General features: G+C 64.6%; 27 protein-coding genes and 3 pseudogenes. 13 read left to right on the top strand and 17 right to left on the bottom strand.

What is annotated here, in order from left to right; all coding sequences use genetic code 11:
• Positions 1-276 precede the first annotated feature (276 nt).
• The 7 genes from ACZYZ4_RS11870 (at position 277) to ACZYZ4_RS11840 (ending at position 4,997) form a co-directional block, all read left to right on the top strand.
• On the top strand, positions 277-1,020 hold the full coding sequence (locus ACZYZ4_RS11870; protein WP_463861217.1) for an ANTAR domain-containing protein: 744 nt from the start codon (positions 277-279) through the stop codon (positions 1,018-1,020).
• Positions 1,021-1,180: 160 nt separating this feature from the next.
• A complete protein-coding gene (locus ACZYZ4_RS11865; RefSeq protein WP_463861073.1) occupies positions 1,181-1,588 on the top strand; it encodes a response regulator transcription factor in 408 nt (135 codons plus the stop codon).
• Between the two features lie 175 nt (positions 1,589-1,763).
• Positions 1,764-2,225 (top strand): hypothetical protein, encoded by a 462-nt coding sequence (locus ACZYZ4_RS11860; protein WP_463861071.1) that lies wholly within the window; start codon positions 1,764-1,766, stop codon positions 2,223-2,225.
• Positions 2,226-2,424: 199 nt separating this feature from the next.
• A complete protein-coding gene (locus tag ACZYZ4_RS11855; RefSeq protein WP_463861069.1) occupies positions 2,425-2,622 on the top strand; it encodes a hypothetical protein in 198 nt (65 codons plus the stop codon).
• Positions 2,623-2,727: 105 nt separating this feature from the next.
• On the top strand, positions 2,728-3,573 hold the full coding sequence (locus ACZYZ4_RS11850) for an alpha/beta fold hydrolase (RefSeq protein WP_463861067.1): 846 nt from the start codon (positions 2,728-2,730) through the stop codon (positions 3,571-3,573).
• Between the two features lie 105 nt (positions 3,574-3,678).
• Positions 3,679-4,146 carry a helix-turn-helix domain-containing protein gene (locus tag ACZYZ4_RS11845; RefSeq protein WP_463861066.1) on the top strand — a complete coding sequence of 156 codons (468 nt, stop codon included), beginning with the start codon at positions 3,679-3,681 and terminating at the stop codon, positions 4,144-4,146.
• 38 nt (positions 4,147-4,184) lie between these two features.
• Positions 4,185-4,997: an IS3 family transposase gene (locus tag ACZYZ4_RS11840; RefSeq protein WP_463861065.1), complete on the top strand. Its 813-nt coding sequence runs from the start codon at positions 4,185-4,187 to the stop codon at positions 4,995-4,997.
• Positions 4,998-5,056: 59 nt separating this feature from the next.
• On the opposite strand, the gene ACZYZ4_RS11835 is transcribed toward ACZYZ4_RS11840, so the two are convergent.
• The 8 genes and pseudogenes from ACZYZ4_RS11835 to ACZYZ4_RS11800 form a co-directional block, all read right to left on the bottom strand.
• Positions 5,057-5,539 (bottom strand): hypothetical protein, encoded by a 483-nt coding sequence (locus tag ACZYZ4_RS11835; protein WP_463861063.1) that lies wholly within the window; start codon positions 5,537-5,539, stop codon positions 5,057-5,059.
• Between the two features lie 364 nt (positions 5,540-5,903).
• On the bottom strand, positions 5,904-7,091 hold the full coding sequence (locus tag ACZYZ4_RS11830) for a fatty acid desaturase family protein (RefSeq protein WP_463861062.1): 1,188 nt from the start codon (positions 7,089-7,091) through the stop codon (positions 5,904-5,906).
• Positions 7,092-7,104: 13 nt separating this feature from the next.
• Complete coding sequence (locus tag ACZYZ4_RS11825) at positions 7,105-8,202, bottom strand: ferredoxin reductase (protein WP_463861060.1); 1,098 nt, start codon at positions 8,200-8,202, stop codon at positions 7,105-7,107.
• Positions 8,203-8,412: 210 nt separating this feature from the next.
• Positions 8,413-8,616, bottom strand: a complete 204-nt coding sequence (locus ACZYZ4_RS11820) for a hypothetical protein (protein ID WP_463861058.1) — start codon at positions 8,614-8,616, stop codon at positions 8,413-8,415.
• Between the two features lie 101 nt (positions 8,617-8,717).
• Positions 8,718-9,751, bottom strand: a pseudogene (locus ACZYZ4_RS11815) (LLM class flavin-dependent oxidoreductase).
• Between the two features lie 73 nt (positions 9,752-9,824).
• Entirely contained in the window at positions 9,825-10,223 is a 399-nt protein-coding gene (locus tag ACZYZ4_RS11810) for a hypothetical protein (protein WP_463861057.1), read from the bottom strand.
• Between the two features lie 54 nt (positions 10,224-10,277).
• A complete protein-coding gene (locus tag ACZYZ4_RS11805; RefSeq protein ID WP_463861055.1) occupies positions 10,278-10,457 on the bottom strand; it encodes a DUF2848 family protein in 180 nt (59 codons plus the stop codon).
• Positions 10,451-10,870: a DUF2848 family protein gene (locus tag ACZYZ4_RS11800; protein ID WP_463861054.1), complete on the bottom strand. Its 420-nt coding sequence runs from the start codon at positions 10,868-10,870 to the stop codon at positions 10,451-10,453. Before ACZYZ4_RS11800 ends, ACZYZ4_RS11805 begins: the two co-directional genes overlap by 7 nt.
• A gap of 18 nt (positions 10,871-10,888) precedes the next feature.
• Between ACZYZ4_RS11800 and ACZYZ4_RS11795 the strand changes: the two are divergent.
• A pseudogene (locus ACZYZ4_RS11795) lies at positions 10,889-11,614 on the top strand (MFS transporter); the annotation flags it as partial.
• A 109-nt stretch (positions 11,615-11,723) separates the two neighbouring features.
• Here ACZYZ4_RS11795 and ACZYZ4_RS11790 read toward each other — a convergent pair.
• Positions 11,724-12,380 (bottom strand): GntR family transcriptional regulator, encoded by a 657-nt coding sequence (locus tag ACZYZ4_RS11790; RefSeq protein WP_463861052.1) that lies wholly within the window; start codon positions 12,378-12,380, stop codon positions 11,724-11,726.
• Between the two features lie 32 nt (positions 12,381-12,412).
• On the opposite strand from ACZYZ4_RS11790, the gene ACZYZ4_RS11785 reads away from it, so the two are divergent.
• Both ACZYZ4_RS11785 and ACZYZ4_RS11780 read left to right on the top strand, forming a co-directional pair.
• Complete coding sequence (locus ACZYZ4_RS11785; protein ID WP_463861050.1) at positions 12,413-13,207, top strand: carbon-nitrogen hydrolase family protein; 795 nt, start codon at positions 12,413-12,415, stop codon at positions 13,205-13,207.
• A gap of 575 nt (positions 13,208-13,782) precedes the next feature.
• Complete coding sequence (locus ACZYZ4_RS11780) at positions 13,783-15,084, top strand: ammonium transporter (protein ID WP_463861048.1); 1,302 nt, start codon at positions 13,783-13,785, stop codon at positions 15,082-15,084.
• Between the two features lie 11 nt (positions 15,085-15,095).
• Here the strand turns inward: ACZYZ4_RS11780 and ACZYZ4_RS11775 are convergent, their stop codons facing one another.
• Positions 15,096-15,722 (bottom strand): PadR family transcriptional regulator, encoded by a 627-nt coding sequence (locus ACZYZ4_RS11775; protein ID WP_463861046.1) that lies wholly within the window; start codon positions 15,720-15,722, stop codon positions 15,096-15,098.
• 211 nt (positions 15,723-15,933) lie between these two features.
• On the opposite strand from ACZYZ4_RS11775, the gene ACZYZ4_RS11770 reads away from it, so the two are divergent.
• Complete coding sequence (locus tag ACZYZ4_RS11770) at positions 15,934-18,282, top strand: transglycosylase domain-containing protein (RefSeq protein WP_463861044.1); 2,349 nt, start codon at positions 15,934-15,936, stop codon at positions 18,280-18,282.
• 39 nt (positions 18,283-18,321) lie between these two features.
• On the opposite strand, the gene ACZYZ4_RS11765 is transcribed toward ACZYZ4_RS11770, so the two are convergent.
• Entirely contained in the window at positions 18,322-18,915 is a 594-nt protein-coding gene (locus ACZYZ4_RS11765; RefSeq protein WP_463861043.1) for a DnaJ family domain-containing protein, read from the bottom strand.
• A gap of 456 nt (positions 18,916-19,371) precedes the next feature.
• On the opposite strand from ACZYZ4_RS11765, the gene ACZYZ4_RS11760 reads away from it, so the two are divergent.
• Complete coding sequence (locus ACZYZ4_RS11760) at positions 19,372-19,500, top strand: hypothetical protein (protein WP_463861041.1); 129 nt, start codon at positions 19,372-19,374, stop codon at positions 19,498-19,500.
• 66 nt (positions 19,501-19,566) lie between these two features.
• Here the strand turns inward: ACZYZ4_RS11760 and ACZYZ4_RS11755 are convergent, their stop codons facing one another.
• From ACZYZ4_RS11755 to ACZYZ4_RS11735, 5 genes are all read right to left on the bottom strand, one after another.
• The gene (locus ACZYZ4_RS11755) at positions 19,567-20,589 is read right to left on the bottom strand and encodes an agmatine deiminase family protein (RefSeq protein ID WP_463861040.1); all 1,023 of its coding nucleotides are present in this window, start codon (positions 20,587-20,589) and stop codon (positions 19,567-19,569) included.
• Positions 20,586-21,575: a nitrilase-related carbon-nitrogen hydrolase gene (locus tag ACZYZ4_RS11750; protein WP_463861038.1), complete on the bottom strand. Its 990-nt coding sequence runs from the start codon at positions 21,573-21,575 to the stop codon at positions 20,586-20,588. The genes ACZYZ4_RS11755 and ACZYZ4_RS11750 overlap by 4 nt, the downstream gene beginning before the upstream one ends.
• Before the next feature lie 99 nt (positions 21,576-21,674).
• Positions 21,675-22,280, bottom strand: coding sequence for a TetR/AcrR family transcriptional regulator (locus ACZYZ4_RS11745; RefSeq protein WP_463861036.1), 606 nt, complete (start codon positions 22,278-22,280; stop codon positions 21,675-21,677).
• On the bottom strand, positions 22,273-23,787 hold the full coding sequence (locus tag ACZYZ4_RS11740; protein ID WP_463861034.1) for a purine-cytosine permease family protein: 1,515 nt from the start codon (positions 23,785-23,787) through the stop codon (positions 22,273-22,275). The genes ACZYZ4_RS11745 and ACZYZ4_RS11740 overlap by 8 nt, the downstream gene beginning before the upstream one ends.
• Positions 23,788-23,914: 127 nt before the next feature.
• Positions 23,915-24,673, bottom strand: coding sequence for a methyltransferase domain-containing protein (locus tag ACZYZ4_RS11735; RefSeq protein ID WP_463861032.1), 759 nt, complete (start codon positions 24,671-24,673; stop codon positions 23,915-23,917).
• A gap of 156 nt (positions 24,674-24,829) precedes the next feature.
• On the opposite strand from ACZYZ4_RS11735, the gene ACZYZ4_RS11730 reads away from it, so the two are divergent.
• On the top strand, positions 24,830-24,970 hold the full coding sequence (locus ACZYZ4_RS11730; protein ID WP_463861030.1) for a hypothetical protein: 141 nt from the start codon (positions 24,830-24,832) through the stop codon (positions 24,968-24,970).
• Between the two features lie 105 nt (positions 24,971-25,075).
• Here ACZYZ4_RS11730 and ACZYZ4_RS11725 read toward each other — a convergent pair.
• A pseudogene (locus ACZYZ4_RS11725) lies at positions 25,076-25,426 on the bottom strand (IS30 family transposase); the annotation flags it as partial.

Here is a 25,426-nt window from a genome sequence, read left to right as displayed (position 1 = left end):
CAGTCGCATTCCTTTAGTTTCAAGCCAAAAGGCCCCACCGCCGGATCTTCGGGCCGTGCGACCCGCGCGGTAAACAGGTAGTACTTGAGTACTCCGCGGCCTGGCCGCCGTGTGGCGCTTCCCACGGCTCTGGCCTGTATATACTTCTGGTAATCGGTTTAGCAGCAGGCCGTTGGACAGTTCGTCGATCCAGCGACCGTCGCCCCTTTGCCACTCCGGCAGGGTTGTGTGGGGAGTTGCCGGCTCGTTTGACCTGAGCGAATGGCACTAAGAACCGTGGCCAGCGAGTCAACAGCAAAAACAGCTACATCAATCACCGAGCACCTGCACGAAGAACTCCTCAACAGCTCCGACGTAGAGGAGTTCCTGGATGAGCTCGCCCGGGTGGCGGCCCGCAATCTTTCCGAACCCGGCGACGAAGTGCTGTGCGGCATCACCCTCCTGCGCCAGCGCAAGGCAGCCACCATTGCCAGCAGCGGCGCCGCTGCCCGCGCCATCAGCCAGATTGAATATCAGTCCGAGCAAAGCCCAGGCATGGCTGCGTCGCTGGAGCAAGTGACGGTCCATGTTCCTGACGTGAAGGACGAAGCGCGCTGGCCCGAATACTGCGAAGCCGTCCTGGACCAAGGCATCCGTTCGGTCCTGGCCATCCCGTTCCGGCTGGAGGGGGAAACCAAAGCCACCCTCCTCCTTTACTCCCACCGGACCTCCCGTTTCGAAGGCCGCGTCCTGAAGGCTGCGGAGGACTTCGTCCGCCAGACCTCCCTGGCCCTGCGGCTTGCGGTGCGCTTCGCGCATTACAGCGAGACTGCGGCGCACCTGCGTGCCACCCTCGAATCACGCACAGTGATCGACGTGGCGGTGGGCATCATCATGGCCCAGAACCGGTGCAGCCAGCAGGAGGCCTTCGAGCTCCTCAAAGCGGCGTCCAGCACCCGCAACTCCAAGCTGCACAACGTCGCAGCGGCCGTGGTGAATGCGCTGGACCAAGGGCCGGCCCGGACCCACTACGACGGCTGAACCCGGTCCCTCAGCCGGCGCCCGGCGAGGTGACCGCTGAGCTGACCGGCTAGGTGACCGCTGAACTGACCGGCGGGGCGGTTTGCGGAATACGTCATTCATGACGTTTTCCACCCCGCCGGCCCCGTACACTGGTGGCAAAGCTGGCTGAGGGGCTTTCATGAAAACAAAACGCATCTGCCTTGTCATCGAGGACAACGATGACATCCGCGGTCTGATCACGGTGGTCCTGACCCGCGCAGGCTTTTCCGTGCGTTCGGTTGCTAACGGCGCCGAAGGAATTGCCGCTGCCGCTGAATCATCAGTTGCGCTGATCACCCTGGACCTCGGCCTGCCGGACATGGACGGGCACGTCGTAGCCCGGGCAATCCGTGCCTTAAGCACCGCTCCCCTGCTGTTCCTCACCGCCAGGTCCGAGGAGGACGACATTCTGGCCGGAATGGCCTCCGGCGCTGCTGCCTACCTGACCAAGCCGTTCTACCCCAAGGAACTGCAGGAGCTCGCACTGCGGCTCTGCCCGGCGGACGCCACCGCCCGCCGGAAGCCGACGCCACAACGGCAGCAGTAAGCCGCACCTTCGCGCCTGCCCACTCGCTCGCCCACTAGGGGCGCGCAAGGAAGCCGAAAGATCCTGGACGGCTGCAGCTCCCGCCGGCGATCCTGCGGCCAAGGAGCCACCCTTTCACGGGCGCAGCACATCCTCGGCAAATCGAAGCGATGGCTGGGTTGCCTACAAATGAGGTATGACTCCTCTCAAGAACAAACCACGCAAGGGCAGCCACATTCGGCGCGCCGTCGTCGCCGGGGCCCTTGCCCTAACGCTTCCGGCAGGCGGTGCCACGGCCTGGGCGTTGGACCGGTTCGTGGTCCACATGTGGAAATCTCGGACGTCTCCGCGTACTAGGCCAGCCAAACGGAAACCAGCCAGGGTACGACGGCGGCCACCACCAGCACCAGCGATTCCACCGCCGCCGTCACCACAGACACTCCGATGTGTCGGACAGCTCGAACATCAACATCTCCACGGTGACTACCGGCAGCGGCGACTGCACCGTCACACCGTCTACACCGGCGGCACGGCCACGGTCAGCGCCGGGGTTGGCGAAGGTTCCCGGGACGGCGCCGATCAGGTGGGCACCGTGACGGCCGGCGAATACACCGCTGCACAGGATCCGGGCGGCGGCGGCTTCGGCGCCCGCCCCTAGTCGCTAGTCCCTACAACCGCCCCTGAAACGCACTCTCACTACCTGCGCGTTTTCCACCGACCCTCTCTCACCAGGTGAGAGAGGGATTGGGATTTTCCTGCAGGAAGTGAGAGAGCGTCTGGAGGTGGGCGAGGTGTCTGGAATCCGGATATCGGCGCATACTTGAACGCACAGGCGGCCACGGCCATGGGAGGACACCATGAAGTTTCTCGGAGCACTGATTGTCATCTGGCTGATCATCGGAGGAATCGCCGCCTGGCAGCGCGGCTACTTCGGCGGGGCACCCGGGTCCTGTGCCCAAGCTGGAACGGTGGCCGTGACCATCGTCGCCGGGCCCTTGAACTATATGGGTGTCAACCCGCAGGTCGCCTGCGAGCTGCCCCAGCCCTCCCAGTAGCCACATCCTTGGTGCCGCGGCGGGCGGTCCCTAGAGTAGGAAATGCCGGGCGTTGGCTTTGGTTGCGCCCGAAACTGATTCCGAAGCTTCGAAAGGACCGCCGAGATGGCATTTGTCACCGTTGGAACCGAGAACAGCACCGATATCGAGGTCTACTACGAAGACCACGGGAGCGGCCAGCCCGTTGTCCTGATCCACGGCTACCCGCTGGACGGATCGTCCTGGGAAAAGCAGACCCCCGCCCTCCTGGAGGCCGGCTACCGCGTGATTACCTACGACCGCCGCGGCTTCGGCAAGTCCACCAAAACCACCAGCGGCTACGACTACGACACCTTCGCCGCCGACCTCAATATCCTCCTGAACAGGCTGGAAATCCACAACGCCGTGCTGGTGGGCTTCTCCATGGGTACCGGTGAAGTTGCCCGCTATCTGAGCACCTACGGTTCGGCGCGCGTGGCCAAGGCCGCGTTCCTGGGATCCTTGGGACCGTTCCTCCTGAAGACCGACGACAACCCGGACGGCGTCCCGCAAAAGGTCTTTGACGGGCTCACGGAGGCGGTCACGGCGGACCGGTACGCGTTCTTCACGGAATTCTTCAAGAACTTCTACAACACGAACACGTTCCTGGGCACGCCGCGCCTCAGCCAAGAAGCCGTGGACGCCAGCTGGAAGATCGCCTCCGAGGCCGGCTCCACCGCATCAGTTGCCGCGCAGCCCACGTGGCTGACCGATTTCCGCGGCGACATCCCCCGGATCGATGTTCCGGCGCTGATTGTCCACGGCTCGGAAGACAACATCCTGCCCATCGACTCCACCGGGCGCCTCTTCGCCAAGGCCCTGCCCAGCGCCGACTACGTCGAGATCGACGGCGCCCCGCACGGCCTGCTGTGGACGCACGCCGCGGAAGTCAACGAAGCCCTGCTCGCCTTCCTGAAGAAGCAGACCGGATAGCAAAAAGAGTGGAAGGGCCAGGCATTTTGAACTGCTCCCCGAAAGTTGGACTGAAAATTCAGTTCTGACTTACGGGGAGCAGTTTTCATGTTTAAAGGCAGTTCGTTGTCTGAAGAGCAGCGCGAAGCCGCGGTGGCGCTGTTTGCGACCGGTTGGGGCTCCAGGGCCGTAGCGACCAGGCTTGGGGTGGGCAGGAAAGCGGTCCTCCGGTTGCACGACAGATGGCGTGTCCGCGGAGATACTGCTCTAGTGACCAAACCAGGCAGACAGTATTCGTTCGAGCTCAAGCTCAACGCCGTGCAGCGATATATCTCCGGCGAGAACAGGGTAGCTCTGGCGAAAGAGCTCGACCTGTCGTCCCCACACCTGATAGCCGTGTGGGCGGGGCAGTATCGGGCTGAAGGCGAGGAAGGCCTTCGTCCGAAACCGAAAGGCCGGCCGAGGAAGAACCCGGAGGCCCCGGCACAGCAGGAGCCGGAGCTGCAGCGACTGCGGCGTGAGAACGAACGCCTGCGCGCAGAGGTGGCCTTCCTGGGAAAAGTAAACGCCTTGAGGGACGGGGAACAGCGCTAAAGGTTCGCGCTGTCATCGCTCTCAAGGCTGAGCACCGGTTGGAAGTTCTCCTGGACGTAGCCGGGTTGGCCCGGTCCACGTTCTTCTACCACCAGTCCCGCCTCCAAGGCCCAGATCCACGGGCGTCCCTGAAGGCCGCTATTACAGAGATTTTCAAGAAGAACCAGGGCCGGTACGGGCACCGCCGGATCCATATCGAACTGCGCAAGCAAGGCTGGACGATCGCCAAGAAGACCGTCCTGAAGCTGATGCGTTCCCTGCGGCTGGTCTGCAAGGTCCGAAGCAGGAAGCGGTACAACTCCTACCAGGGAGAGCAGGGCATCGTGGCCCCGAACCTGCTGAAACGCCAGTTCGAAGCGGATGCCCCAAACCAGAAGTGGGTCACCGATGTAACCGAGTTCAGCGTCGGTGACCGGAAGCTCTACCTCTCACCGATCATGGATCTTTATAACCGGCAGATCATCTCTTACGCGATTAGCGCTTCACCCAACCTGGAGCTGGCTAATGCCTCGCTGCGTGGCGCCTTGGCCACGCTGGAGGACGGGCAGAAACTCCTCGTGCACTCCGACCAAGGATTCCAATATCAGCACAACTCCTGGCGCACACTCCTGGAGAACGCCGGCGCGGTCCAATCGATGTCCCGCAAAGCCAACTGCTACGACAACGCCGTGATGGAGAACTTCTTCGGACACCTGAAGGAAGAGCTCTTCCACCGTGTCCGGTTCCTTAACACCGATGCACTCGCGTCCGCGTTGCACGAATACCTGCGCTGGTACAACACCGAAAGAATTTCCACCAAGCTCAAGGGTCTGAGCCCAGTACAGTATCGCGCTCAGATGATTGCGGCATAGGTCCCTCTTAGCCAACCTTCTACGGGACACCGGGGTTTCCTAAAGCCGGAAAACTGCAGCTAGTCGAGTTCTACGATGACTTTCTCGCCCTCGTAGAACCCTTCACCATCGGCCTGGATCATCGCGCCGTTGTTGTCGACGAAGTAGGTCAGAACATGGCCCAGGGCGGCGTAGCCATCATTGTCAATATCGGAGGTTGGCAGCTGGGCTGCGATGATAAACCGCGTACTCCGCAGATGTTTCTCGACGCGTCTTCGGTTCCTTTTGTTCGGCGTGTCCTCGAGTAGCTCTATGAACTCTTCGATCTCTTCGCGCATGAGGGACTCATCCTCCCCGTCGTCGCGATTGACTTCGAGCAGGATCGGCAACTTGTGATCCTTGTAGACAATACCGACTTGCTCCCAGCCGCCGTCGTCAAGAGACGACTCGCCGGCTGGCGGGTCGAGGGCGAGAGGCACTCCGCGTTCAGCTGCGTATGCAAGAACCGGCCGCAGAGGTGAAGGTTCACCCTCAGTACAAAACGCTCTGACGTAGTAGCCCACGGCTAGGACGATACCTTGTGCACGAGCGAATGGCATCACCTCAACCGGGTGTCCAGCCGCCGGTCGTGCACCTAACCTGGCCTTGCCGTCTTTATAGAAAGTGCTAAACCTGTTGCGACGATCGTTGGAAACCGCACTCATCCTGCGCTGCATCCTGCGCGGGGCCCGGGGAAACTCCAAACGAACATTCACTTTAACGGCCATAGAACTGCCCCAACGACAGGAGTCCCCGTCCCAAATGGGACGAGGACTCCTGGGAAGAGCCGATCACTGACCACTAAAGTGGATACATCGCATTTGCGAGTCCAACTTTCGGGGACCAGTTCATTTCGCCTGGCCCTTCCACTCTTAAGGCTTAGTCAGCTCAAGCCCTGGCAGCTTTGCCCGGCAGCGCCAGCTTGAAGACCTTCGCCCAGGACGATCCCACCTGCTTCAGCAACGGACCAGTGGTGTACTTCAGGCCGTAACGCTGGCAGATCTCGCGTACCCGCGGAGCAACCTCGGCGTACCGGTTGGACGGCAGGTCGGGGAAGAGGTGGTGCTCAATCTGGTGCGACAGGTTGCCGGTCATCAGGTGCATGAACTTGGAGCCGGAGATGTTGGCGGAGCCGATCATCTGGCGGACGTACCAGTCACCGCGGGTTTCGCCTTCCACCATGTCCTCGGTGAAGGTGTCAGTGCCTTCCGGGAAGTGGCCGCAGAAGATCACGGCGTGTGCCCACACGTTGCGGACGGCGTTGGCGGTCAGGGTGCCGTAGAGGGCCTGCTTGCCGGAACCGGTCAGCATGGCGACGGCGGGCGTGGCGGCGTAGTCCTTGGTGAACTGGGTGACCACCTTGCGGCCCAGGGCCTTGAGGTCCTTGTGCAGCGCCTCCTTGGACTTCTTGCCTGCCTGGTACTCAGCAAGCTCAAGGTCGTAGATGGCGATGCCCCATTCGAAGAGCGGGGAAAGGATGGCGTTGTAGATCGGGTTGCCCAGGTTGTGGGGCTTCCACGGCTGGTTCTCGTCCATACGCAGGAGGTTGTACCCGACGTCGTTGTCCTTGCCCACCACGTTGGTCCAGCGGTGGTGCAGGTCGTTGTGCGTGTGCTGCCAGGCGCGCGACGGGGTGACGAAGTCCCACTCCCAAGTGGTGGAGTGGATGTCCGGGTCCCGCATCCAGTCCCACTGCCCGTGCAGGATGTTGTGGCCGAGTTCCATGTTTTCCAGGATCTTGGCGAGGCTCAGCAGCGTGGTGCCGGTGACCCAGGCTGCCTTGTTCTTGCTGACCAGCAGTGCCGCGCGGCCGGAGATCTCCAGCCCGCGCTGGATCTTGATCATGCGGCGGATGTAGGCGGCGTCGGAGGCGCCGCGCTTGGCCAGGATTTCGTCGCGGATCGCGTCGAGTTCGCGGCCCAGCTCAGCTACCTGTTCGTCGGTAAGGTGCGCTGCGGCAGGAGGTCTGACCAAGGGGCTGCCGGACTCGGCCAGCGCTCCGGGCCGCGTCTTTGCCGCTCCGGTGGGGGCGGTGTTGCTTTCGGAGACTTTTTTGCTTTCTGAAACTACTGACATGCGGTATGGCTCCTCAGAGTTCGAGGTTGACGGGTCCGGCGGCTGCCGAGACACACGTTTGGATTAGTTGGCCGGGTTCGCCGTGGACCTCATTGGTGCGAAGATCACGGACCTGTCCAGCCAGGAGCGGAGTCAGGCAACTGTGGCAGATTCCCATCCGGCAGCCGCTGGGCATCAGCACCCCGGCGTCCTCGCCGACGTCGAGCAGCGGAGTATCGCCGTCGGCGTCGACTTCCCGGTCCGACGCCTCAAAGGTGACCAGGCCACCGTCGTGCCCTACACCCCCGGCGAAGGTGGTGTTGAACCGTTCAATCATCAGGTTGCCGGGATCGCCGGGCAACGCAACATCGGAACCGGGGGCGCCGGCGGTGAGGGACGCCTGCTTCCACAGGGCCTCGGCGTCGTCCAGGAAACTGTCCGGACCGCACGCGTAGGCGGCCCGTTCCTTCCAGTCCGGGCAGATCTCATCGAGCTCGGCCGTGTTGGTCAGGTCCATCCGGCCCTGTTCGCCGGTGAACCAGTGGGCCAGCCGGAAGTTGGGGAACTGGTCAGCCAGCTCGGCGAGTTCCTCGCGGAAGAGGCTGTCGCCGGGCGTGCGGGCGGAGTGCACAAGGACGACGTCGGCATCCGGGCGGCGGGGAACAAGGGTGCGGATCATGGACATCACCGGAGTGATGCCGCTGCCGGCGGTGACCATCAGCAGGGGGCGGGGGTGCTCGGGCAGGACGAAGTCGCCTTGCGGGGGTGCCAGGAAAAGGACGTCACCGGGTTTGGTGGTCCGGACCAGGGTTCCGGAAACAGCCCCGACATCGGTGACGGTGATGGCGGGGTCCTTGCCGGCGGGGGCGCTCAGCGAATAGGAGCGCCAGTGGCGGACGCCGTCCAGCTCAACGCCGATGCGCGCCCACTGGCCGGCCAGGTGCGAATGCCAGCCGCGGCCGGGACGGAAAAAGATGGTGGCCGACTGCGCCGTTTCCTGGACCACACGGGTCACCACTCCGCGCAGCTGGCGCGCGGAAAAGACAGGGTTGAAGAGCGCCAGAATATCTTCCGGTGCCAATGGCGTGGTCAGTACGGAAGCCGCCTGTGCCAGCTGACGTAGCCGGATCATGCAGCAAAACCTAAAGCGGCGCGCGCCATATCTCTCTCTCCTGACCGTTCCGCAGTCACGCTGTAATAATGGGACGCTTAGCCCCCAAAGCCCGCTACAAGCCTAACGGCTGTTGCTTGTGGATGGTTCCTGAGCAATATTAGTAAGGACGCTGACTAATTTCCACTGCAGGTCACCGGAATGGGCCAGACCGACGGCGGGGGACGGTTTTCAGCGGTCGTCGCGGTCGTGGAATTCCTCATCCAGGTCGTGGTGCCGGAATTCGGTCTCGGGGTTCGGTTCGCCCTCGGCCACGTACTCGTAGTCCAGTTGGCGCTGTACTTGACTGTCCAGAACCTGCAGATCCTTGTCCGGAACCGCGGCGAGATCGTCCGGGAATTCGTCTTCCGGGGCGAGGTGTAGCTTCTCGGACATGGTGAGCCTCTCTAGGCAGTGAGAATACCCGGGCCTCAATGGCCCGCACCTTCTCAGGATATTCCCTTCCGGGCGGATCACCCAGCGGAATCTGCGCCGGATCAGGAACGGGCCGGGCTCCAGCCGACGGCGGGCGCAATGTACCGGGCGATGTTGCCCAGCATTTTGGCGTTGAAGTCAACGCCTAACTGGTTGGGCACTGTCACCAGCAGTGTGTCCGCGGCCTGGACCGCGGCGTCGGCCGCCAGCTGTTCGGCCAGGACATCCGGGGCGCCGGCTTAGGTCTTGCCAAAGCGTGCCGTCAGGCCGTCGATGACGCCCACCTGGTCCCGGCTGTCCCGCAGCGCGCTGCCCGCAAAGTACCCGCTGTCCTCGTCGTCCACGATCGGCAGGATGCTGCGGCTGACGGAGACGCGGGGCTGGTGGCTGTGCCGTCCCGCGGCCCAGGCGTCCCGGAAGAGTTGGATTTGCTCCGCCTGCAGCTGGTCGAAGGGGACGCCGGTGTCCTCGGTGAGCAGCGTGGAGCTCATCAGGTCCAGGCCCAGTCCGGCCGCCCACACGGCGGTGTTGCGGCTTCCTGCGCCCCACCAGATCCGCTCCGCGAGACCCTGCGACTGCGGCTGGACCGGCAACAGGCCGATGGCACCGCCGGCGTAGCGCGGGTTCGCCTCAGCCACTCCGGCACCGCTGATGGCGTGCCGGAACTGGGCTGTGTGCCGGCGGGCCATGTCCCCGTCGGACTCCCCTGCTGCCGGTTTGTGGCCGACGGCGACGGCTCCGTTCCGGGCGGGCTCGGGGGAACCACGGCTGATGCCCAGCTGAAGCCTGCCGTCGCTGATCAGATCCGTGGCCGCGGCTTCCTCAGCCATGTACAGCGGATTCTCGTAGCGCATGTCGATCACGCCCGTACCGATCTCAATGCGGCTGGTCCGGGCAGCGATGGCTGCCAGAAGCGGGAACGGGGACGCCTGCTGACGGGCGAAATGGTGCACCCGGAGGAAGGCGCCGTCGATTCCGAGTTCCTCGGCGGCCACCGCCAGCTCAATGCCCTGGTGCAAGGCCTCGCCGGCGGTTCTGGTACGGGAACCCTGGCCGGGGCCCCAGTGGCCGAAGGAAAGGATCCGATGCGTTGCATGTAGGCCCAACCTCCCCGCGTCTGGCCGCATTCCCGGCTGGCCTTGAGCCTGCCGATGTTCAGCCGCGGAACTTCAGAACAGCGGCAGCAGGAAGCCCGCGATGAGCGCCACGGCACCGATCCCGGTGAGCACACGGCCGAGCACGACGGCGGTCCGCCCCACCGCTTCGGGCGCTGCGGTCTGCCACTGCGTAGGGCGCTTGGGGTGGTAGTAGATCGGCAGGCTGTCGCCCACGGCCAGGTCCTTGATGTCGTGGGGTGACATCGGGGCGTGGTGGACCTGGTACTTGCGGTCAAACCAGCGGAAGCCCGTTCCGGTGGCGTCCGCGTAGACCACTGCTTCCGCGACGGTCCAAGGGTGCACAAACCGCCGAAGGATGCCCGAATAGAAAAGCAGGGCAAGCCCCGGCGGAAGGCACAGCCAGGTCATCATTTCCAGGATGGGACCTGCCATTTCAAGCGCAGTGGGCATAGCAATGATGCTACCGGGAGTTTGCGCCCCTCAACGTGCCCCGGCCCGGCGGAATCAGCCGAGGGGCTCGGCCATCGGCTCCACCACGTACTGGGCATCCACGGTGGATTCGGTCACGGGGTCTGTCATCTCCACTTTCCAGCTGCGGGCGAACTGGTTCACCCCGCTGGTCATGGCCACCGTGCCGGAAATGAGGACCGTCCCCGGCTCATTCAGGCCACGCTCGGTCAGCACTCAAGCCAGTAATCCGGGGTCAGCAGGGCTTCCAGCGAGCTGTCCTGGATCAGCGTGTCCGGCGTTTCGCCTACCCCCACCCAGCCCTTCAGCGTGATCTGGTCCAGGTGGCCGCGCACGTCCTCCAGCCGCCACGCCTTGCGGCCCAGGACGTCCGGGCTGGCATTCTTGCTCCAAGCCACCCCATGGACCTCAAACTCGCGGTCCGTGTGGTCGCACGCGACCGTCAGCAGCACGCCGTCTTCCGTAATGACCAGCGCCCATTCGGCTTCCCCGGATGTCCGGGCATGCTGGACCCGGACTTCGGAAACCTGTTGCGCCAGGTACGGCGAGACCGGGTAGAGGGCCGGGGTTGTTGTGGGTCCGGGCACGCCGAGCTCGGCCCACGCGTGACAGGCGTAACCCGTAAACATCTCGTGGAGGACAACACCATGGCTAAAGTCCCAGTTCCGGTCTCCGGCGCAGCACCGCGTCCGGACAAGCCGATTCACCCCAAGGGCCTGCACAAGGCCTTCGCCGCCAGCCTCACCGGTACCGCCCTCGAGTGGTATGACTTCGCCGTCTACTCGGCCGCGGCCGCCGTCGTATTTCCCCTCGTCTTCTTCCCGTCATCCGATCCCCTGACCGGCACCATCCTGGCCTTCTCCACCTATGCGGTGGGCTATGTGTCCCGACCCGTCGGCGGCATCATCTTCGGCCGGCTGGGTGACCGGATCGGCCGCAAGAAGGTGCTGGTGACCACCCTGATGATCATCGGCGTGGCCACCGTTCTGATAGGTGCGCTCCCCGGTTACGACAGCATCGGCATCAGCGCGCCAATCATCCTGGTGCTGCTGCGCTTCGCCCAGGGCGTGGGAGTCGGCGGCGAATGGGGCGGCGCCGTGCTGCTCTCCAGCGAGTACGGCGACCCCCACCGGCGCGGCTTCTGGGCCTCTGCAGCCCAGGTGGGCCCGCCCGCCGGCAACCTCATGGCCAACGGCGCCCTGGCTGTTCTGACCCTCACCCTGACCGAGGAACAGTTCATCAGTTTCGGCTGGCGCATCGCGTTCCTGGTCTCGGCCCTGCTGGTCGGTTTCGGCCTCTGGATCCGCCTGAAGCTGGAAGACAACCCGATCTTCAAGGCCATCGAGGCCTGTGGAGGACGAGGACTACCGCCTGCTGCTGGAAGGAACCGCGGCAGCGCGCCAGCAGACGGCCACCGGCAAGGCCAACTAACCAGTCCGGAGTTTTTGTCCACAAAATGCACCCAAAACGACGGCAAAGTCATTAGGTGCGCAGCAGGATATCCCGGGTGACAGCCAGGTGATGGTCAATGGCCTCCTGCGCCCTCGCGGCGTCGCCGGACACCAGGGCATCGAGGATGTCCTGGTGTTCGGCGCACACCTGTCCGCGCCGGTCTCCGGTGCGGAACAGGGCAGAGACGCCCACCAGGATCTGCCGGACGTGGAGCTTGCTGTACGTTCGGGAGATGAGCTCATTGCCCGCGGCGTCGATCAGCAGCTGGTGGAAGAGGGTGTCCAGCCGAATGAACTCCTGCGCAGCCTCCGCATTCAGCTGCTCGGGAAGCTCGGCCTGCTGGTCCAGTGTGTCCTGCATCGTTTCCGCAGGAACGCGACGTTGTTCGATAACGAGGCGGGCGGCATGGCTTTCCAGCACACCCCGGAGTTCAATCAGCTCGGACATTTCGCGGCCCGTCACCGGCGGAACATAGGCCCCACGCTGCGGAATCAGTTCCACCAGGCCGTCGGAGACGAGCAGCAGGAGCGCCTCCCGGACCGGAGTTCGCGAGACGCCGATCTCGGCGGCCAGTTCCTGCTCGTTCAGGAACTTCCCCTGCACCTCCGGGTCAATCAGGATGTGCTCGCGCAGGTGTGCGTACGCTTTCTCGCGGCCGGACGCCGCCGTCCCCGACATTTTTCGCATACATTATGTATACAACAGAATGGAGTAATTTCATGCGTTTAGCAGTGGCCCAAATCATCACCGGAGCCGATCTGGCCGCCAACCTCGAGCTGATTCGAGACTACGCCACGCGGGCCAAAGCCGCCGGAGCGGAGCTCGTGGTGTTCCCGGAAGCGGCGATGCGCGCCTTTGGCAACAGCCTGGCAGACAGTGCCGAGCCGCTGAACGGGCCGTGGGCCACCGCCGTCCGCAGCATCGCCCAGGAGCTGGACATCACCGTCGTGGCAGGTATGTTCACCCCGGGGCGGGACCGACGCGTCCGCAATACCCTGCTGGTCACCGGACCCGGTGTGGAGACCTCCTACGACAAGATCCACCTCTTTGATGCCTTTGGTTTCGCCGAGTCCGATACCGTGGACGCCGGAACAGCCCCCGTGACCTTCGAGGTGAACGGCACCACCTTCGGCCTGGCCACGTGCTACGACGTACGGTTCCCGGCACTGTTCACGGCCAATGCCAAAGCCGGCGCCCAGGTCAACATCGTCTGCGCCTCGTGGGGTGCCGGCGAGGGCAAGGCTGATCAGTGGGACCTCCTGGTCCGTGCCCGCGCGCTGGACAGCACCACCTTCGTGGTGGCCTGCGGACAGGGCGATCCGGCAAGCGTCGGCATCGCCTCCGCGGGCAACGCTCCCACCGGCGTCGGCCACAGCGCCGTCATCTCTCCCCTGGGTGCTGCACTGGTGGCACTCGGCGGCGAACCGGAACTCGCCGTCGTCGACATTGACCCGGCAGTCATTGCCGAGGTCCGCGGCAAACTGCCCGTCCTGGCCAACGCCCGGACCTTCTGACCCCGGTTAGCGGGCCCTGCCGCAAAATCAGCCCGGCGAAACTCCCGGTGAGGGCTGCGCTCAGGAAAGCACAAATCCCCTGAGCGCAGCCAACCACGGCCCAAAACATTCGAGGTGCGCACATGCGACGCGCCGGGAAGATCCACCCGCGTCACGTTCCTGCCCCGCCGGACAAACTCAGCCTCGGCCGCTTCATCAAACAGGCCAGCCTCCCCAGCAAGCACCGCCGCCGCCGGAAAGAACTCCCCCCACGGCGGTGAGTCGCCGTTCACTTTCAGGAAACGTTGCCATTTTCAGCGTCCGACGGCGGCTTCTCACCACGTGCGCGCACCGGTGCCCGCCGTCGCTGGCATCAGGGTCGCAGGGCTTCCCGCCCCGGCACCGCTCAACAGGTCCCGTTTACACGCCGGAAACATCACGGTCATGCGATCTTCACGAAAGCCGCCTGGCCGTAACCTGTCCGCAACTTAGCGAAGTGCAAACGGAAACACACGGCGACAAATATTGACCGGGGGGATTGCGCGGGCCACGCAGGGAAAGTCCCCGTATTCAGGATCAATGGAAGGGACCCGCCGGTGGAGATCACTGCGCAACACGTCTGGATGATGATCGCGGCGGCTATGGTGCTGCTCATGACACCCGGACTCGGCCTCTTCTATGGCGGCATGACGCGCGCCAAGGCAGCGCTGAACATGATCATGATGAGCTTCATCTCCGCTGGCATCGTAGGAGTTGTGTGGGTCCTGTGGGGATACTCGATGACCACCGGCGAGGGAATCCTGGGAATTTTTGGCAACCCTTTCGCCAACTTCGGGCTGCAGAACCTCATGGGCTCCCCTGACCTCATCAAAGCCGGCTTCAGCGCCACCTTCGCCATCATCACCGTGGCCCTCATCAGCGGGGCCATCGCGGACCGCGCCAAGTTCAGCGCCTGGGCAGTGTTTGTGCCGCTGTGGGTCACACTGGTCTATTGCCCCCTCGCCTACATGGTCTGGGGCGGCGGGCTCATGAGCGCCGGCGGAGCCATCACCGAGGCCTTCGGCCAGGTCATCGACTTCGCCGGCGGTGCAGTGGTGGAAATCAGCTCGGGCACGGCGGCCCTGGTCCTGGCCCTGGTGGTTGGCCAGCGGCACGGCTTCGCCAAGGACCCCAGCCACCGCCCGCACAACGTCCCCTTCATCATGCTCGGTGCAGCCATCCTGTGGTTCGGCTGGTTCGGGTTCAACGGCGGCGCGGCCACCACCGCGGAGCAGGCCGGCCTGATCTGGATCAACACCCTGGTCACCCCGGCCGCGGCCATGCTCAGCTGGCTGCTGACGGAGAAGATCCGCCACGGCCACCCAACGTCCCTAGGCGCAGCCTCCGGTGTTGTTGCCGGCCTGGTGGCCATCACACCGTCCTGCGCCAACATCAGCCCGGTGGCCGCCATCGGCCTGGGCCTGGTAGCCGGGGCAGCCTGCTGCGTGTTTGTTGACCTGAAGTACCGGTTCAGGTTGGACGACTCCTTGGATGTGGTGGGAGTCCACCTCGGCGCCGGACTCATCGGCACACTCGCCCTGGGCTTCATCGCCCTCCCCGTGGACGGCCATGGCGGCGGCCTCTTCTACGGCGGCGGTCTCCAGCAACTGACGGCACAGACCGTAGCGGTGGTGGTCACCGTAGTTCTCTCCGGCGGTGTGACCCTGGTGATCGGCCGGGCCATCGACAAGACCATCGGGTTCCGGGTGAGCCACGAGGCCGAGATGGCCGGGGTGGATCTCTCCGAGCATGCCGAGACCGCCTACGCCTTCGGCGGCCTGGGGAGCCACTTCAACCCCCTGGGCCACCGGCCGCCGGCACCTGCTGCCGCTCCCGCCATGGAAGACACCTTCGCCTGACCTGAACGGGCTCAGTCGGCCAGAATCTGGTAGAGCGCGCGGCGGGTTTCGTCGAGCTTTTCCACCGCAGCGTTGCGCTGTTCTTCCGTGGCGGCGGTGCGGAACTGATGAATGACCCCCATCAGCTTGCCCACACTCTGGTGGAATGCTGGCCCGGATCCGTCCGCATCGCTGTTCCACGCGCTCTCCAGCTCCTCCGCATGCTCCGCCACGTAGGCCTTGCCGGCATCGGTAAGGGTGAAGTCGGTCCGCCGGCCCTCGCTGAGGGGCGCAATGAGGTCCTCGTCCACCAGCTGCTGGAGCGTCGGGTAGATCGACCCCGGGCTGGGCCGCCATGCGCCCGATGTTTTCTCCGCGATGGTCTTAATCAGTCCGTATCCGTTGGACGGGGCCTCGGCCAGCAGCGACAGGATGGCCCACCGGACGTCACCCCTGCTTGCCCGCCGGGAACCGGGCCCAAAGCCGGGGCCGAACCCTCCGCCCGGCCCAAAACCGGGACCAAATCCGCCCCGTGGCCCAAAGCCCGGGCCGAATCCTCCACCGCGGTGTCCGTGCGGTCCGCGGTGGCCTCTGCCGCGCTCAAACCGTCCCCGCCCGAACTGGGGTTCCAAAAACTTGTCGTCGTGAATGCCCTTCATGGTGGCATCGTCCCTTCCCTGACTAAATGAATGTTTATCGGTCAAATACTCACCAACACTTAACGATATATCGGTATGTATCGTGTGACAATACCCGGAACGAAACTTAGGGAGGGAAAATACCGACTTGGCATCAGTTGGTCCAGCATCTGGATGCAGCAGGTCAGGCGGCGTATCCTGTTCACACGTCGCGAGCTTGAGGGCTGAAAAAATGGCGAAGAAGAAGAAACGCGAGCATCGTGTGGCCAGGACCTTGGGAAGGGTCCTGGGGTTCTTCACCGCGAGCGCATTGTGCGGCGTCCTCGCCGCAAGCCTGGTGGTCCCAGCGGTTGCGACGGTAGGCTTCGGCGTCAGCAGCTCCATCAGTTTCTTCGATGAACTCCCCTCGGAACTGATCGTGGCGCCGCCGTCGCAATCCACCAAAGTCCTCACCTCCGACGGCCAGCCGATCGCCACCTTCTATACCGAGAACCGGATCAAGATCCCCCTGGACCGAATATCCCCCTATGTCCGGGATGCCATCGTGGCCATCGAGGACAGCCGCTTTTATGAGCACCCGGGCGTTGACCCGCAAGGGATCGTCCGGGCTGCGATCTCCAACCTGACGAATAAGGGCAAGCAGGGCGCCTCCACGATTACCCAGCAGTACGTCACCAACGTGATCAACGAGTCCTTCGTGTCCCAGGACAAGACCGACGAGGTGATCCTCAGCGGCCAGAAGAGCATCGGGGACAAGCTCCGCGAGATTAAGCTGGCCATCGCGCTGGAGAAGAAGTTCAGCAAGGACCAGATCCTCGAGGGCTACCTGAACATCGTGTTCTTCAACCGCGAGGCGTACGGAATCGAGGCGGCTGCGCAGTATTTCTTCAGCGCCACGGCCACGGATCTCACGCTGCCGCAGGCCGCCCTGCTGGCCGGGCTGGTCAACAGCCCCAGCTACTACAACCCCGCGGTCAATCCGGAGCAGGCCACGAGCCGACGGAACCAGGTTCTTGCCGAGATGCTGGCCACCGGCAAGATCACCCAGGCAGACCACGACGCCGCCGCAGCCACGCCCATCGAACTCAAGCTGAGTCCGGGGAAGCAGGGCTGCGCCAACGCCCAGATGGCACCCTACTTCTGCGATTACATTTCGCGTCTGATCCTGAATAACCCGGCCTACGGCGCCACCCTGGTCGAGCGCGAGCGGAAGCTGTACCGCGGCGGACTCACCATCGTCACCACGCTGGACAGCCGGCTCCAGGCGGCGGCCCAGGCGCAGGTGGACAGCACCGCCGGGGCGAATCCCGACCGCTGGGGCGCGTCCTTGGTGTCGATCCAGCCGGGCACCGGGAGAATCCTGGCAATGGCGCAGAACACGGTGTACCTGCCTGCCGAGGGCAGGTTCGATACGCAACTGAACTTCAACGTGGACTCCCGCGATCCGCAAGGCAATGACCTCAACGGGGCGGGCGGTTTCCAGCCAGGCTCCACCTTGAAGCCCTTCACGTTTGCAGAGTGGCTGAACGAGGGCAAGCCGCTGACAGGGATGGTGGATGCCTCCCGCCGGGTGTATCCGCTGGGCTTCCCGTGGCGTTCCAGCTGCGGAAAGGTGCTGGGCGCCTACAGCACGGCGCAGAACAACCCTGAGCTGGGCGCCGCCGATGACCTGCAGAATGCGGACGAGGGCTACTACCGCTCCATGCCCGTGAACTACGGGTTGTACAACTCGATCAACACGGCCACCTTCGCCTCGGCCACCCAGCTCGATTTCTGCGGCATCCAAAAGATGGTGGACGCCGTGGGGCTGCACAGCGGACTGGATGGCGCCCAGATCAATATGCATCAGCTGGGCAATCTTCTCGGCGCCATCGGCGTCGCCCCGGTCCACCTGGCCAATGGTTTCGCCACCTTCGCCAATGACGGCCGGTACTGCTCCCCTATCTCCGTGCTTGAGGTGACGGAGATTTCGGGCGGGAAACTCCCGGCCCAGACCAGCGAGTGCCGCGACGCCGTCAAGCCGGAAGTTGCCCGAGGCGTCAACGCGGTGCTCCAAGACGTACTGAAGGTCGGCTCCGGGGTGTACATCAACCCCAAAATCCACACGCTGATGCCCGTTGCCGCCAAGACCGGCACGTCCAACAACAACGGCTCCACCTGGGTGGTGGGCTACACCTCGGGATTGGCCACAGCTTCCTTCTTCGGGGATGCACTGGAAGGCCAAAACCGCCCCGGCCAGAACGTCACCGTCAACGGCCAGTTCTACCCGCGCCTTGACGGCTTTATGATCGCCGGGCCGCAGTGGGCCAACTACATGATCCAGGCCGCCCCGCTCTACCCGGCGGAACCGTTCCCGGCGCCTCCGGCTTCCATGCTGGCCCCGCCGAAGCCGACTCCCGCTCCTGCCCCCGCACCAGCACCGGCCCCCGCACCAGCGCCGGCTCCCGCTCCTGCCCCCGCACCAGCGCCGCCACCGGTTCCCGCGCCAGAGCCACCTCCTGAGCCCGCGCCTGTCCCATCGCCGCTGCCAGAGTCTCCGGGCCTTCCGCCGGCGAACGGTCTCCCGGGAGGCACACCCTGAGAGCTGACGACGGCGGGTGGCGCCGCCGTCGTCCGTTCCCTAAGTGGTGCCGCGCCAGAGTCGCTGCCACCAGGTGCGCTGTGGTTCCGGCTCGGGCGGGGCGTCCTGTTCGCGGGCGGCGCGGCGTTCGCGCCAGCGCGCCACCTCCGTTTCGACGTCGCGCGTTTTGGTGATGACAGGCGGACCGCCCTGGAGCTGGCGCCGGGCGTCTATCACCCGGGCGTTGAAGTCAGCGAGGATGTCCCGGACCTGCTTTTCAGTGAACTGGGCATCAAGCCGGTCATCCAAATCGGCGTCTTCGGTGCGGAGCAGGATGGCTCTGGGGCCCAGTCCGCTGATGTTCTCGCGCTGGATCAGGCCTTTGACCCACCAGTCGGGATCGTAGGCCTCCCCCAGCCCGGGGATCCGCTTGCCGGCGTATTTGAGGTTGTCGAATTTGCCCTGGGCCATGGCGTCCCGGATCAGATACTCCGCCCGCCCGGCGTCGTCCACCTTCTTGCGTTTGTCCCGCTCCTTGGCCTCGGCGGCCGCGAGTTTGGCCCCGTCCTCGGCGCTGATGCCCGCACCGCGGTAGGAGCGCACTTCTGCAGCCCGTTCCAGCCGGCGCTTGAACGCACTTTCGCCACCGCCCATGATCCGCCACCTTTCTGCCGTGAGACTCCTGACTTCCAGTATTCAGACGCGGGCGGCAGCTTTCAACGGAGCGGACACCCCCACGCGCGCGAAAGGACACTTGAGGCCCGACGGCGGTGGGGATCTTTGCGCCGAACGTCGGCAGGTCCTTGGCCACCAGGGTCGCGGTGACGATGAGGCCACCGTCATGGGCAGGGATGCGATCCCGGCGATGAACGGCGCGAAGCGAACTGACCTTCGGCCTGCTCGGCGACAAACTCGCCACAAGAAGCTGGTCATCGGCGGCGCACTGCTCCTGACCATCGGGTCCTTGATCTGCGCCCTTTCCGCAAGCATGGCGGCCATGTGGATCGGTTCGGCCCGTAACGGCCTGGGCGCCGGAGCCATCTTCCCGGCGTCCCTGGCCTTGGTTGCCGTGGTCACCCATAACGCACGCGAGCGGGCCAGGGCATTGCCATGTGGGCCGGTTTCCTCGCGGTCGGCGCAGTCCTCTCCCCCATCCTCGGCGGGGTGTTTGCGGGACCGGCCGTGGGACACCATCAGCTCGCGTCGGGTCCGGTCATCCCGGAGGTCTCCTTCAGCTGAGCATGCTAGCCCCCTGCTGCGGGCGACGGGTACGACGGCCGCAGCAGGGGGCTAGGGCTGCCACGATCAGCTGGTTGCCGGCTGATGCTGGGTGATGCAATGGATGCCGCCGCCCCGGGCGAAGATGGGGCGGGCATCGACCATCACTACTTTGCGGCCCGGATAGGCCTGCTCCAGGATCCGGCGGGCTCCCGCGTCCGCGGGGTCATCGAAACTGCAGGCAATGACGCCGCCGTTCACCACCAGATGGTTGATGTAGCTGTAGTCGACCCAGTCGAGCTCGTCGCGCAGCGTGTCCGGGGCGGGCACCTCCACGATGTCCCAGGCCCTGCCCTGCGCGTCCCGGGTCCCGGCGAGCATCGCGATGATGTCCGCGGTGATCTGGAAGTCCGGGTGTGAGGGGTTGCGCTGGGAGTGGACCAGCAGCACTCCGGGTGACGGGATGGCGGCCACGATGTCCACGTGCCCGCGGGTCCCGAATTCTTGCGTGTCACGGGTCAACCCGCGCGGCAGCCAGATGACGTGCGTGGCGCCGATGGTGCGGGCCAGCTCGGCTTCAACGTCCGCCTTGGTCAGGTGCGGGTTCCGGAACCGATCAAGCTGCACCGTCTCGGTGACCAGGACCGTGCCCAGGCCGTCCACCTGGATCCCGCCACCTTCATTGACCAGCGGGCTGTTTAGCCGCTCCGCCCCGGCCTGCCTCACCACTTCCGCAGCGACCGCGGAATCCTTGCCCCAGCTGGCCCAGTCCTGCTGCCCCCAGCCGTTAAAGACCCAGTCGACGCCGCCCAGCCGGCCGTCGTCGCCGGTCACAAACGTGGGCCCGATGTCCCGCATCCAGGCGTCGTCGAGCGGCGCTTCAACCAGGTCAATGCCGGCCGAAAGGTATGTCCGCGCGGCAGCCATGTCCGGCGGGTCCACCACCACGGTGACCGGCTCAAATCCCGCGACGGCGTGCGCCACCGCGGACCAGGCCGTGCGTGCCTCGTGGGTTTCCTCCGCGGTGTGCCCGATCGAGGAGCGCTCCGGCGGAAAGGCCATCCAGACCCTTTCCTGGCGGGCCGTTTCGCTTGGCATCATCCAGCTCATGGCTGGGCCGCGGTCTGCCGGGCCGACACCGCGCCGTACGGGCGGTCGACGTCGACGTCCCTGGTGAGCTCGGCGTAGGTGTCGGGGCGGCGTGTGGTCAGGAATGGGAACAGGTCCAGCCAGTCCTTGCGCTGGTCCAGGTCGAGGTCGGCCACCAGGACGGCTTCCCCGTCCCGCGGCGCCTGGACCAGGACACGGCCGTAGGGGTCGGAGATGAATGAGGAACCGTAGAAGTTGATGTCGCCTTCGTCGCCCGTCCGGTTGGGGACCACCATGAACGTGCCGTTCGTGATGCCATGGCCGGTGATCACGTGCTGCCACAGCGGCTGGTGGTCGAACGTCGGGAAGCTCGGCTCCGAGCCGATGGCCGTGGGGTAAACCAGGATTTCCGCACCGGCCAGCGAATACAGCCGGGCGACCTCCGGGAACCATTCGTCCCAGCAGGTGGGGAGTCCGACGGCGGCCCCGCCCAGTTCCGCGGGACGGTACACGGGGTAGGCGTCTGCGGCCGGCCCGGCGCGGAAGTACGTGTCCTCATAGTAGCCGGCGCTGACCGGAATGTGGGTCTTGCGGGTGCGTGCCAGCAGCTCGCCCTGGGGCGAGACTAGGATCGCAGTGTTGAAGCCCAGACCGTCGGTTCCGTCTGAACGCTCGTAGAGCGAGGCGTGGACGGTGACACCGTGTCGCCGGGCCGCGTTAGCGGCGAAGTCAAACGTGCGGCCGTTGAGCAGGTCCTCGGCATTCTGGGCGGGGTTGCTGCCGGCCCGGACATTGGCCGGGTATTTGGACAGCGTCAGTTCCGGGAGGAACACGGCCCGGGCTCCGGCGCCGGCGGCTTTGCCGATGGCCTCGGCCAGCACAGACTTCAGCTCGGCGGCGCTTTCCCGCCAGTGGTGCTGGACCAGTGCCACGCGGAGGGGCCGGCGGCTGCTGTCCTCGCTCCGGGCGAAGGAGACGGGCGGAGTGGCGTTGGCAATGATGTCCATGGTGGTGCTTCCTAACGGGACCCTATGGGTCCTTGCATGATCGCGGAATTCCGTCGGATTCGCGTCGATCGAAAAGTGGTTGAGAGTTGGGTCGGTGGTTCATTTGCCCGGACCCTGTGCGCCAGGTTCCTGCGACGTCGTCGGGTGTGCTGCGGTGAGTGCGTCAATCGCCGTGGTCAGCTGGGAACGCGCGTGGGCTGTGGTGATGAACCCGTTTAGCCAGCGTCCGGAGATCCCTTCCACCAAACTGGTGAGAATTTCCGCGGTGACTGCGGCCTCGTCCTCGCTGGTCCCTTCGCTGGCGGCCAGGATGGCCTGGGCGATCTCGCGGTTCCATTCCTTCGTTGTCCTGGACAGTGGTTCTGCCAGTTCCTGTTCGAAGATGGAGCAGGCCCGGAGCTCGTTCCAGGCCACCGAATTCCGGCGGACATCGGCGTCGTCCTTGATTTCGTCAAGGAGTAGGTGCCTGAAATGCCGGGAGCGGTCTTCGGCGTCAAGGGAGGCGGCGTCGTCTTTGCTGACCTGCTTGTTGATGTGTTCAAGCGTTGCCGCTAGTAGGCCGGCCCGGTCCGTGAAGTGGTAGTACAGGAGCCCCGGCGAAACCCCGGCCTCTGCAGCCACATCATTGACCCGCATTCCCCGGACTCCGCTCCTGGCGATGCAGGTGGTGGCGGCGGTGAGGATCCGGGCTATTTTTTCACTCATGGTTTGACAGTAATACGTGCTCACCTTCCTCCCGTGCGGACTCCCTCGTTGCGGCGGGTTCGGGCCAGAACCGCAGGGCCAGCAGATAGCCTGCCGCTCCGATGACCGTGGACCCGATGAAACTGAGGTCGATTCCCCCGGCGAGCTGCGAGAACGGCCCGGTGTACAGGGACGTGTCCGTCGCGAGCAGGCCGAAGACTGAACCGATGGCCCAGGGAATTACCGCGCGCAGGTTCCAGCCGTTGCTGAACCAGTAGCGTCCGCGCGGTCCGCTGGCCCGGAAGAGCTGGAGATCGGCGGCGTGGTACTTGCCGCGGCGGGCGATCAGGAATCCCAGGACGTTGATGGCAACCCAGGGTCCGGCGAAGCCGTTGAGGACCAGTGTCATGGCCGTAATGGAGTCCACTGCGTTGAAGACGAAGACACCGACGTAGAGAAGACCGACTGCGATCACCGAGGTGATGAGGGTGGTGTGGATCCGCCGGAGCCTCGGGAAGAGGGCTTCGAGGTCCAGCCCGCTGGCGTAGAGGTTGAGCACGCCCTGGCCGAGTCCGCCCGCCAACGCGATGATGAGGATCGGCAGCAGATACCAGGCCGGGGATGATTTCACGAGATCGGCGACGTACGAGCCGCCAAGCTCCGGCAACGCCGAGGCCGTGAAGGCACCGAAAAGGGCAGTGACGAAGAGCCCGAGGAAGACGCCGAGGCATGCCGACGTCACCACCGAACGGTCCGAGTGCCTGGTCCGCGAAATGCGCCGGCTGTAGTCGCCCAGTGTGGGTGCATAGGAGAGGGGGCCGCCGACGGAAATGACGGCCGAGAGGATCCACGTGGGCCAGAAGTCGCCCAGGAGGTAGTCGGCATGGACTGTTGTGGGGCTGAACGTCGGTGCGAAGGCGACGACGCCGATGAGGAGCAGAACGCCGACGACCGGTGCGACGAACTTCTGCATCGCCACCACGGTGCCGTGGCCGAAGAGCGCCACGAGAACAATTTCCACGGAGATCACGGCGTAGCCGATGGCGAGCGTGACGCCGTCGACGGGTATCCCGAGCAGCCGTTCGGCGGCGGCAACCAGCGCGTCGCCCGAAGTCCAGACCGCGATGGCGGCGTAGGCAAGAGCGAACACCAGGGTCAGGGCGGAACCGATCAAGCGCCCGCGGGTGCCGAAGTGTGCGGCGCTGGAAACGGTGTTGTTGGTGCCGGTCCGCGGTCCGAGGAGGGCCATCGGGCCGATCAAGGCCGTACCAACAACGAGGCCGGCGAGGCTGGCCGTGGCTGCCCCGACGAAGTTCAGGCCGAAGGTGATGGGAAGCCAGCCGAAAACGATGACCGAGAAAGCGAAGTTGCCGCCGAAGAACACGGTGAACAGGTTCCGGGGGCGTGAGGTGCGTTGTTCGTCGGGAATGAACTCAATGCCGGCCGACTCAATGCGGCCAAAGCGGTCCTTGTGCACCGATGCGGCACCGGCGGAATCCGCGTCTTTGCGAATGCGCGTGCTGATCATGGCAAGCCTTTCGTGAGTTACATCACGGTGATGTATGCCTCAACCGTAATCCTGACTGAATTTTCAGTCAATAGCCCGACGGAACTCATGCTGGGAATGGCGGTTTCGGTGTCGCGTAAGCCGATCCCTAATCGGGCCGACGCGCTTCGATGAGATGACGGGTCGAGTGCGCGACAAATGGGCCCTCGCTCTGGATGAGATCGTGAAGGTTTCGCAGGCGGTCTCGGTATGCCGCAACCGTGAAACCGGGCACCCACCAGACCACCTTGCGCAACAAATAGACAACCGCGCCGACATCGTGGATTTCGATGCGTAGGCGCGCTTCCTGAAGGTCTACGATGTCAAGTCCGGCTGTCCGCGCAGCCGCTGTCTCGGCGTCCGGGCGTCGGCCAAGACGTGCCTGTGGCTGAGGGCCCAGGAAGTACTCGATGAGTTCGAAGACGCTGGCCGGTCCGACGTGCTGGGCGAAATAGGTGCCTCCCGGTTGGAGTACCCGAGCAATTTCGTCCCACCAAATGGTGGCTGGATGGCGGCTTGTCACAAGGTCGAAAGCGCGGTCCCCGAAGGGCAGAGGCGGTTCATCAGGATCTGCTACCACCGCGATGCCTCGGCGGTGCAGGAGCGCAGTTGCCTTCGCGACGTTGGGTGGGAATGATTCCGTGGCGACCGCTAAACGCGGGATGACCGGAGACTGTGCCAGTACCTCGCCCCCTCCGGTCTGAATGTCGAGCGAAGCGTCGGCTTCGGCCAGCCGTTCACCCAGCAGGCGTGCGTACCCCCAGGGTGGTCGTTCTTCGGTGGCGCGTCCTTGCAGCCAAGAGAAGTCCCAGCCATCAACGCTCACCGCGTTGGCCTCTGCAATTAGCTCGTCGAAAGATGCACTCATCTATCCAGTATCTCGCCCGCCAGCCGATGGATTGAGCATGCTGCGCCAGCATGCGCAGCGACAGGAGGCGTCGGGCAGTGGGACCGGGGCAATACCTCAAGATCGAAACAACAGCCGTTTCCACGGGTGTCGATTGGAACGAAAAGGGTGAAAAGGATGCCTGGCTCGGGGGAACATCGAGACCAGCTTTTCGGGCGGACCGGAATCGCCATCGGCATCCCCGGCGAGATCTACAGACAAGAAATCATCATCGTCCCCGCCACCGGACTCCTATTGGCGAACGCACGGTCCTACTGAAAAGCACCCCTGATATCCCTTAGGAACGGCCACCGGACCTCGGTGGCCGTTCCTAAGCGCGTTCTCCGCCTCCTCGCTCGTTCAGGGATCGGTGGATTCAGGCGGTCATTGCAACAGGAGTCCTTCGATCAGTTCGATCGGTTTTTTGAACTCTAGTCTTTTGCGTGGCCGGTCGTTGAGTTCCTGGGCAACCCAGTCGAGGTCTGCCTGGCTGTGGATGCCCAGGTCCGTGCCCTTGGGGAAATACTGGCGGAGCAGGCCATTCGTGTTTTCATTGATGCCGCGCTGCCAGGGCGAGTGCGGGTCCCAGAAGTAGATGTCGATGCCGGTGTCCATCCCAATGCCCCGGCATGGCCCGGTCCTGAACCTCGGGAGGACGTTCGGAAATGTTGATCATGCCCGGGATCCGGTTCTTCCGCTGACCGGCTTTCCTGCAGGGCTGCCTGACCGCCCGCC

This window comes from Pseudarthrobacter adonitolis, from assembly GCF_055412845.1.
This window is presented reverse-complemented; position numbering and strand designations above follow the sequence as displayed.

Bases quoted from the DNA above. Each gene is read 5' to 3' on its own strand.
- ACZYZ4_RS11790 (WP_463861052.1), bottom strand. From the start codon at position 12,380: ATGCGAAAAATGTCGGGGACGGCGGCGTCCGGCCGCGAGAAAGCGTAC.
- ACZYZ4_RS11745 (WP_463861036.1), bottom strand. From the start codon at position 22,280: ATGAGTGAAAAAATAGCCCGGATCCTCACCGCCGCCACCACCTGCATC.
- ACZYZ4_RS11765 (WP_463861043.1), bottom strand. From the start codon at position 18,915: ATGGGCGGTGGCGAAAGTGCGTTCAAGCGCCGGCTGGAACGGGCTGCA.
- ACZYZ4_RS11770 (WP_463861044.1), top strand. From the start codon at position 15,934: ATGGCGAAGAAGAAGAAACGCGAGCATCGTGTGGCCAGGACCTTGGGA.
- ACZYZ4_RS11855 (WP_463861069.1), top strand. From the start codon at position 2,425: ATGAAGTTTCTCGGAGCACTGATTGTCATCTGGCTGATCATCGGAGGA.
- ACZYZ4_RS11860 (WP_463861071.1), top strand. From the start codon at position 1,764: ATGACTCCTCTCAAGAACAAACCACGCAAGGGCAGCCACATTCGGCGC.
- ACZYZ4_RS11775 (WP_463861046.1), bottom strand. From the start codon at position 15,722: ATGAAGGGCATTCACGACGACAAGTTTTTGGAACCCCAGTTCGGGCGG.
- ACZYZ4_RS11760 (WP_463861041.1), top strand. From the start codon at position 19,372: ATGTGGGCCGGTTTCCTCGCGGTCGGCGCAGTCCTCTCCCCCATCCTC.
- ACZYZ4_RS11730 (WP_463861030.1), top strand. From the start codon at position 24,830: ATGCCTGGCTCGGGGGAACATCGAGACCAGCTTTTCGGGCGGACCGGA.
- ACZYZ4_RS11820 (WP_463861058.1), bottom strand. From the start codon at position 8,616: ATGTCCGAGAAGCTACACCTCGCCCCGGAAGACGAATTCCCGGACGAT.
- ACZYZ4_RS11800 (WP_463861054.1), bottom strand. From the start codon at position 10,870: ATGTTTACGGGTTACGCCTGTCACGCGTGGGCCGAGCTCGGCGTGCCC.
- ACZYZ4_RS11825 (WP_463861060.1), bottom strand. From the start codon at position 8,202: ATGATCCGGCTACGTCAGCTGGCACAGGCGGCTTCCGTACTGACCACG.
- ACZYZ4_RS11750 (WP_463861038.1), bottom strand. From the start codon at position 21,575: ATGGACATCATTGCCAACGCCACTCCGCCCGTCTCCTTCGCCCGGAGC.
- ACZYZ4_RS11850 (WP_463861067.1), top strand. From the start codon at position 2,728: ATGGCATTTGTCACCGTTGGAACCGAGAACAGCACCGATATCGAGGTC.
- ACZYZ4_RS11740 (WP_463861034.1), bottom strand. From the start codon at position 23,787: ATGATCAGCACGCGCATTCGCAAAGACGCGGATTCCGCCGGTGCCGCA.
- ACZYZ4_RS11755 (WP_463861040.1), bottom strand. From the start codon at position 20,589: ATGAGCTGGATGATGCCAAGCGAAACGGCCCGCCAGGAAAGGGTCTGG.
- ACZYZ4_RS11810 (WP_463861057.1), bottom strand. From the start codon at position 10,223: ATGCCCACTGCGCTTGAAATGGCAGGTCCCATCCTGGAAATGATGACC.
- ACZYZ4_RS11830 (WP_463861062.1), bottom strand. From the start codon at position 7,091: ATGTCAGTAGTTTCAGAAAGCAAAAAAGTCTCCGAAAGCAACACCGCC.
- ACZYZ4_RS11735 (WP_463861032.1), bottom strand. From the start codon at position 24,673: ATGAGTGCATCTTTCGACGAGCTAATTGCAGAGGCCAACGCGGTGAGC.
- ACZYZ4_RS11785 (WP_463861050.1), top strand. From the start codon at position 12,413: ATGCGTTTAGCAGTGGCCCAAATCATCACCGGAGCCGATCTGGCCGCC.
- ACZYZ4_RS11865 (WP_463861073.1), top strand. From the start codon at position 1,181: ATGAAAACAAAACGCATCTGCCTTGTCATCGAGGACAACGATGACATC.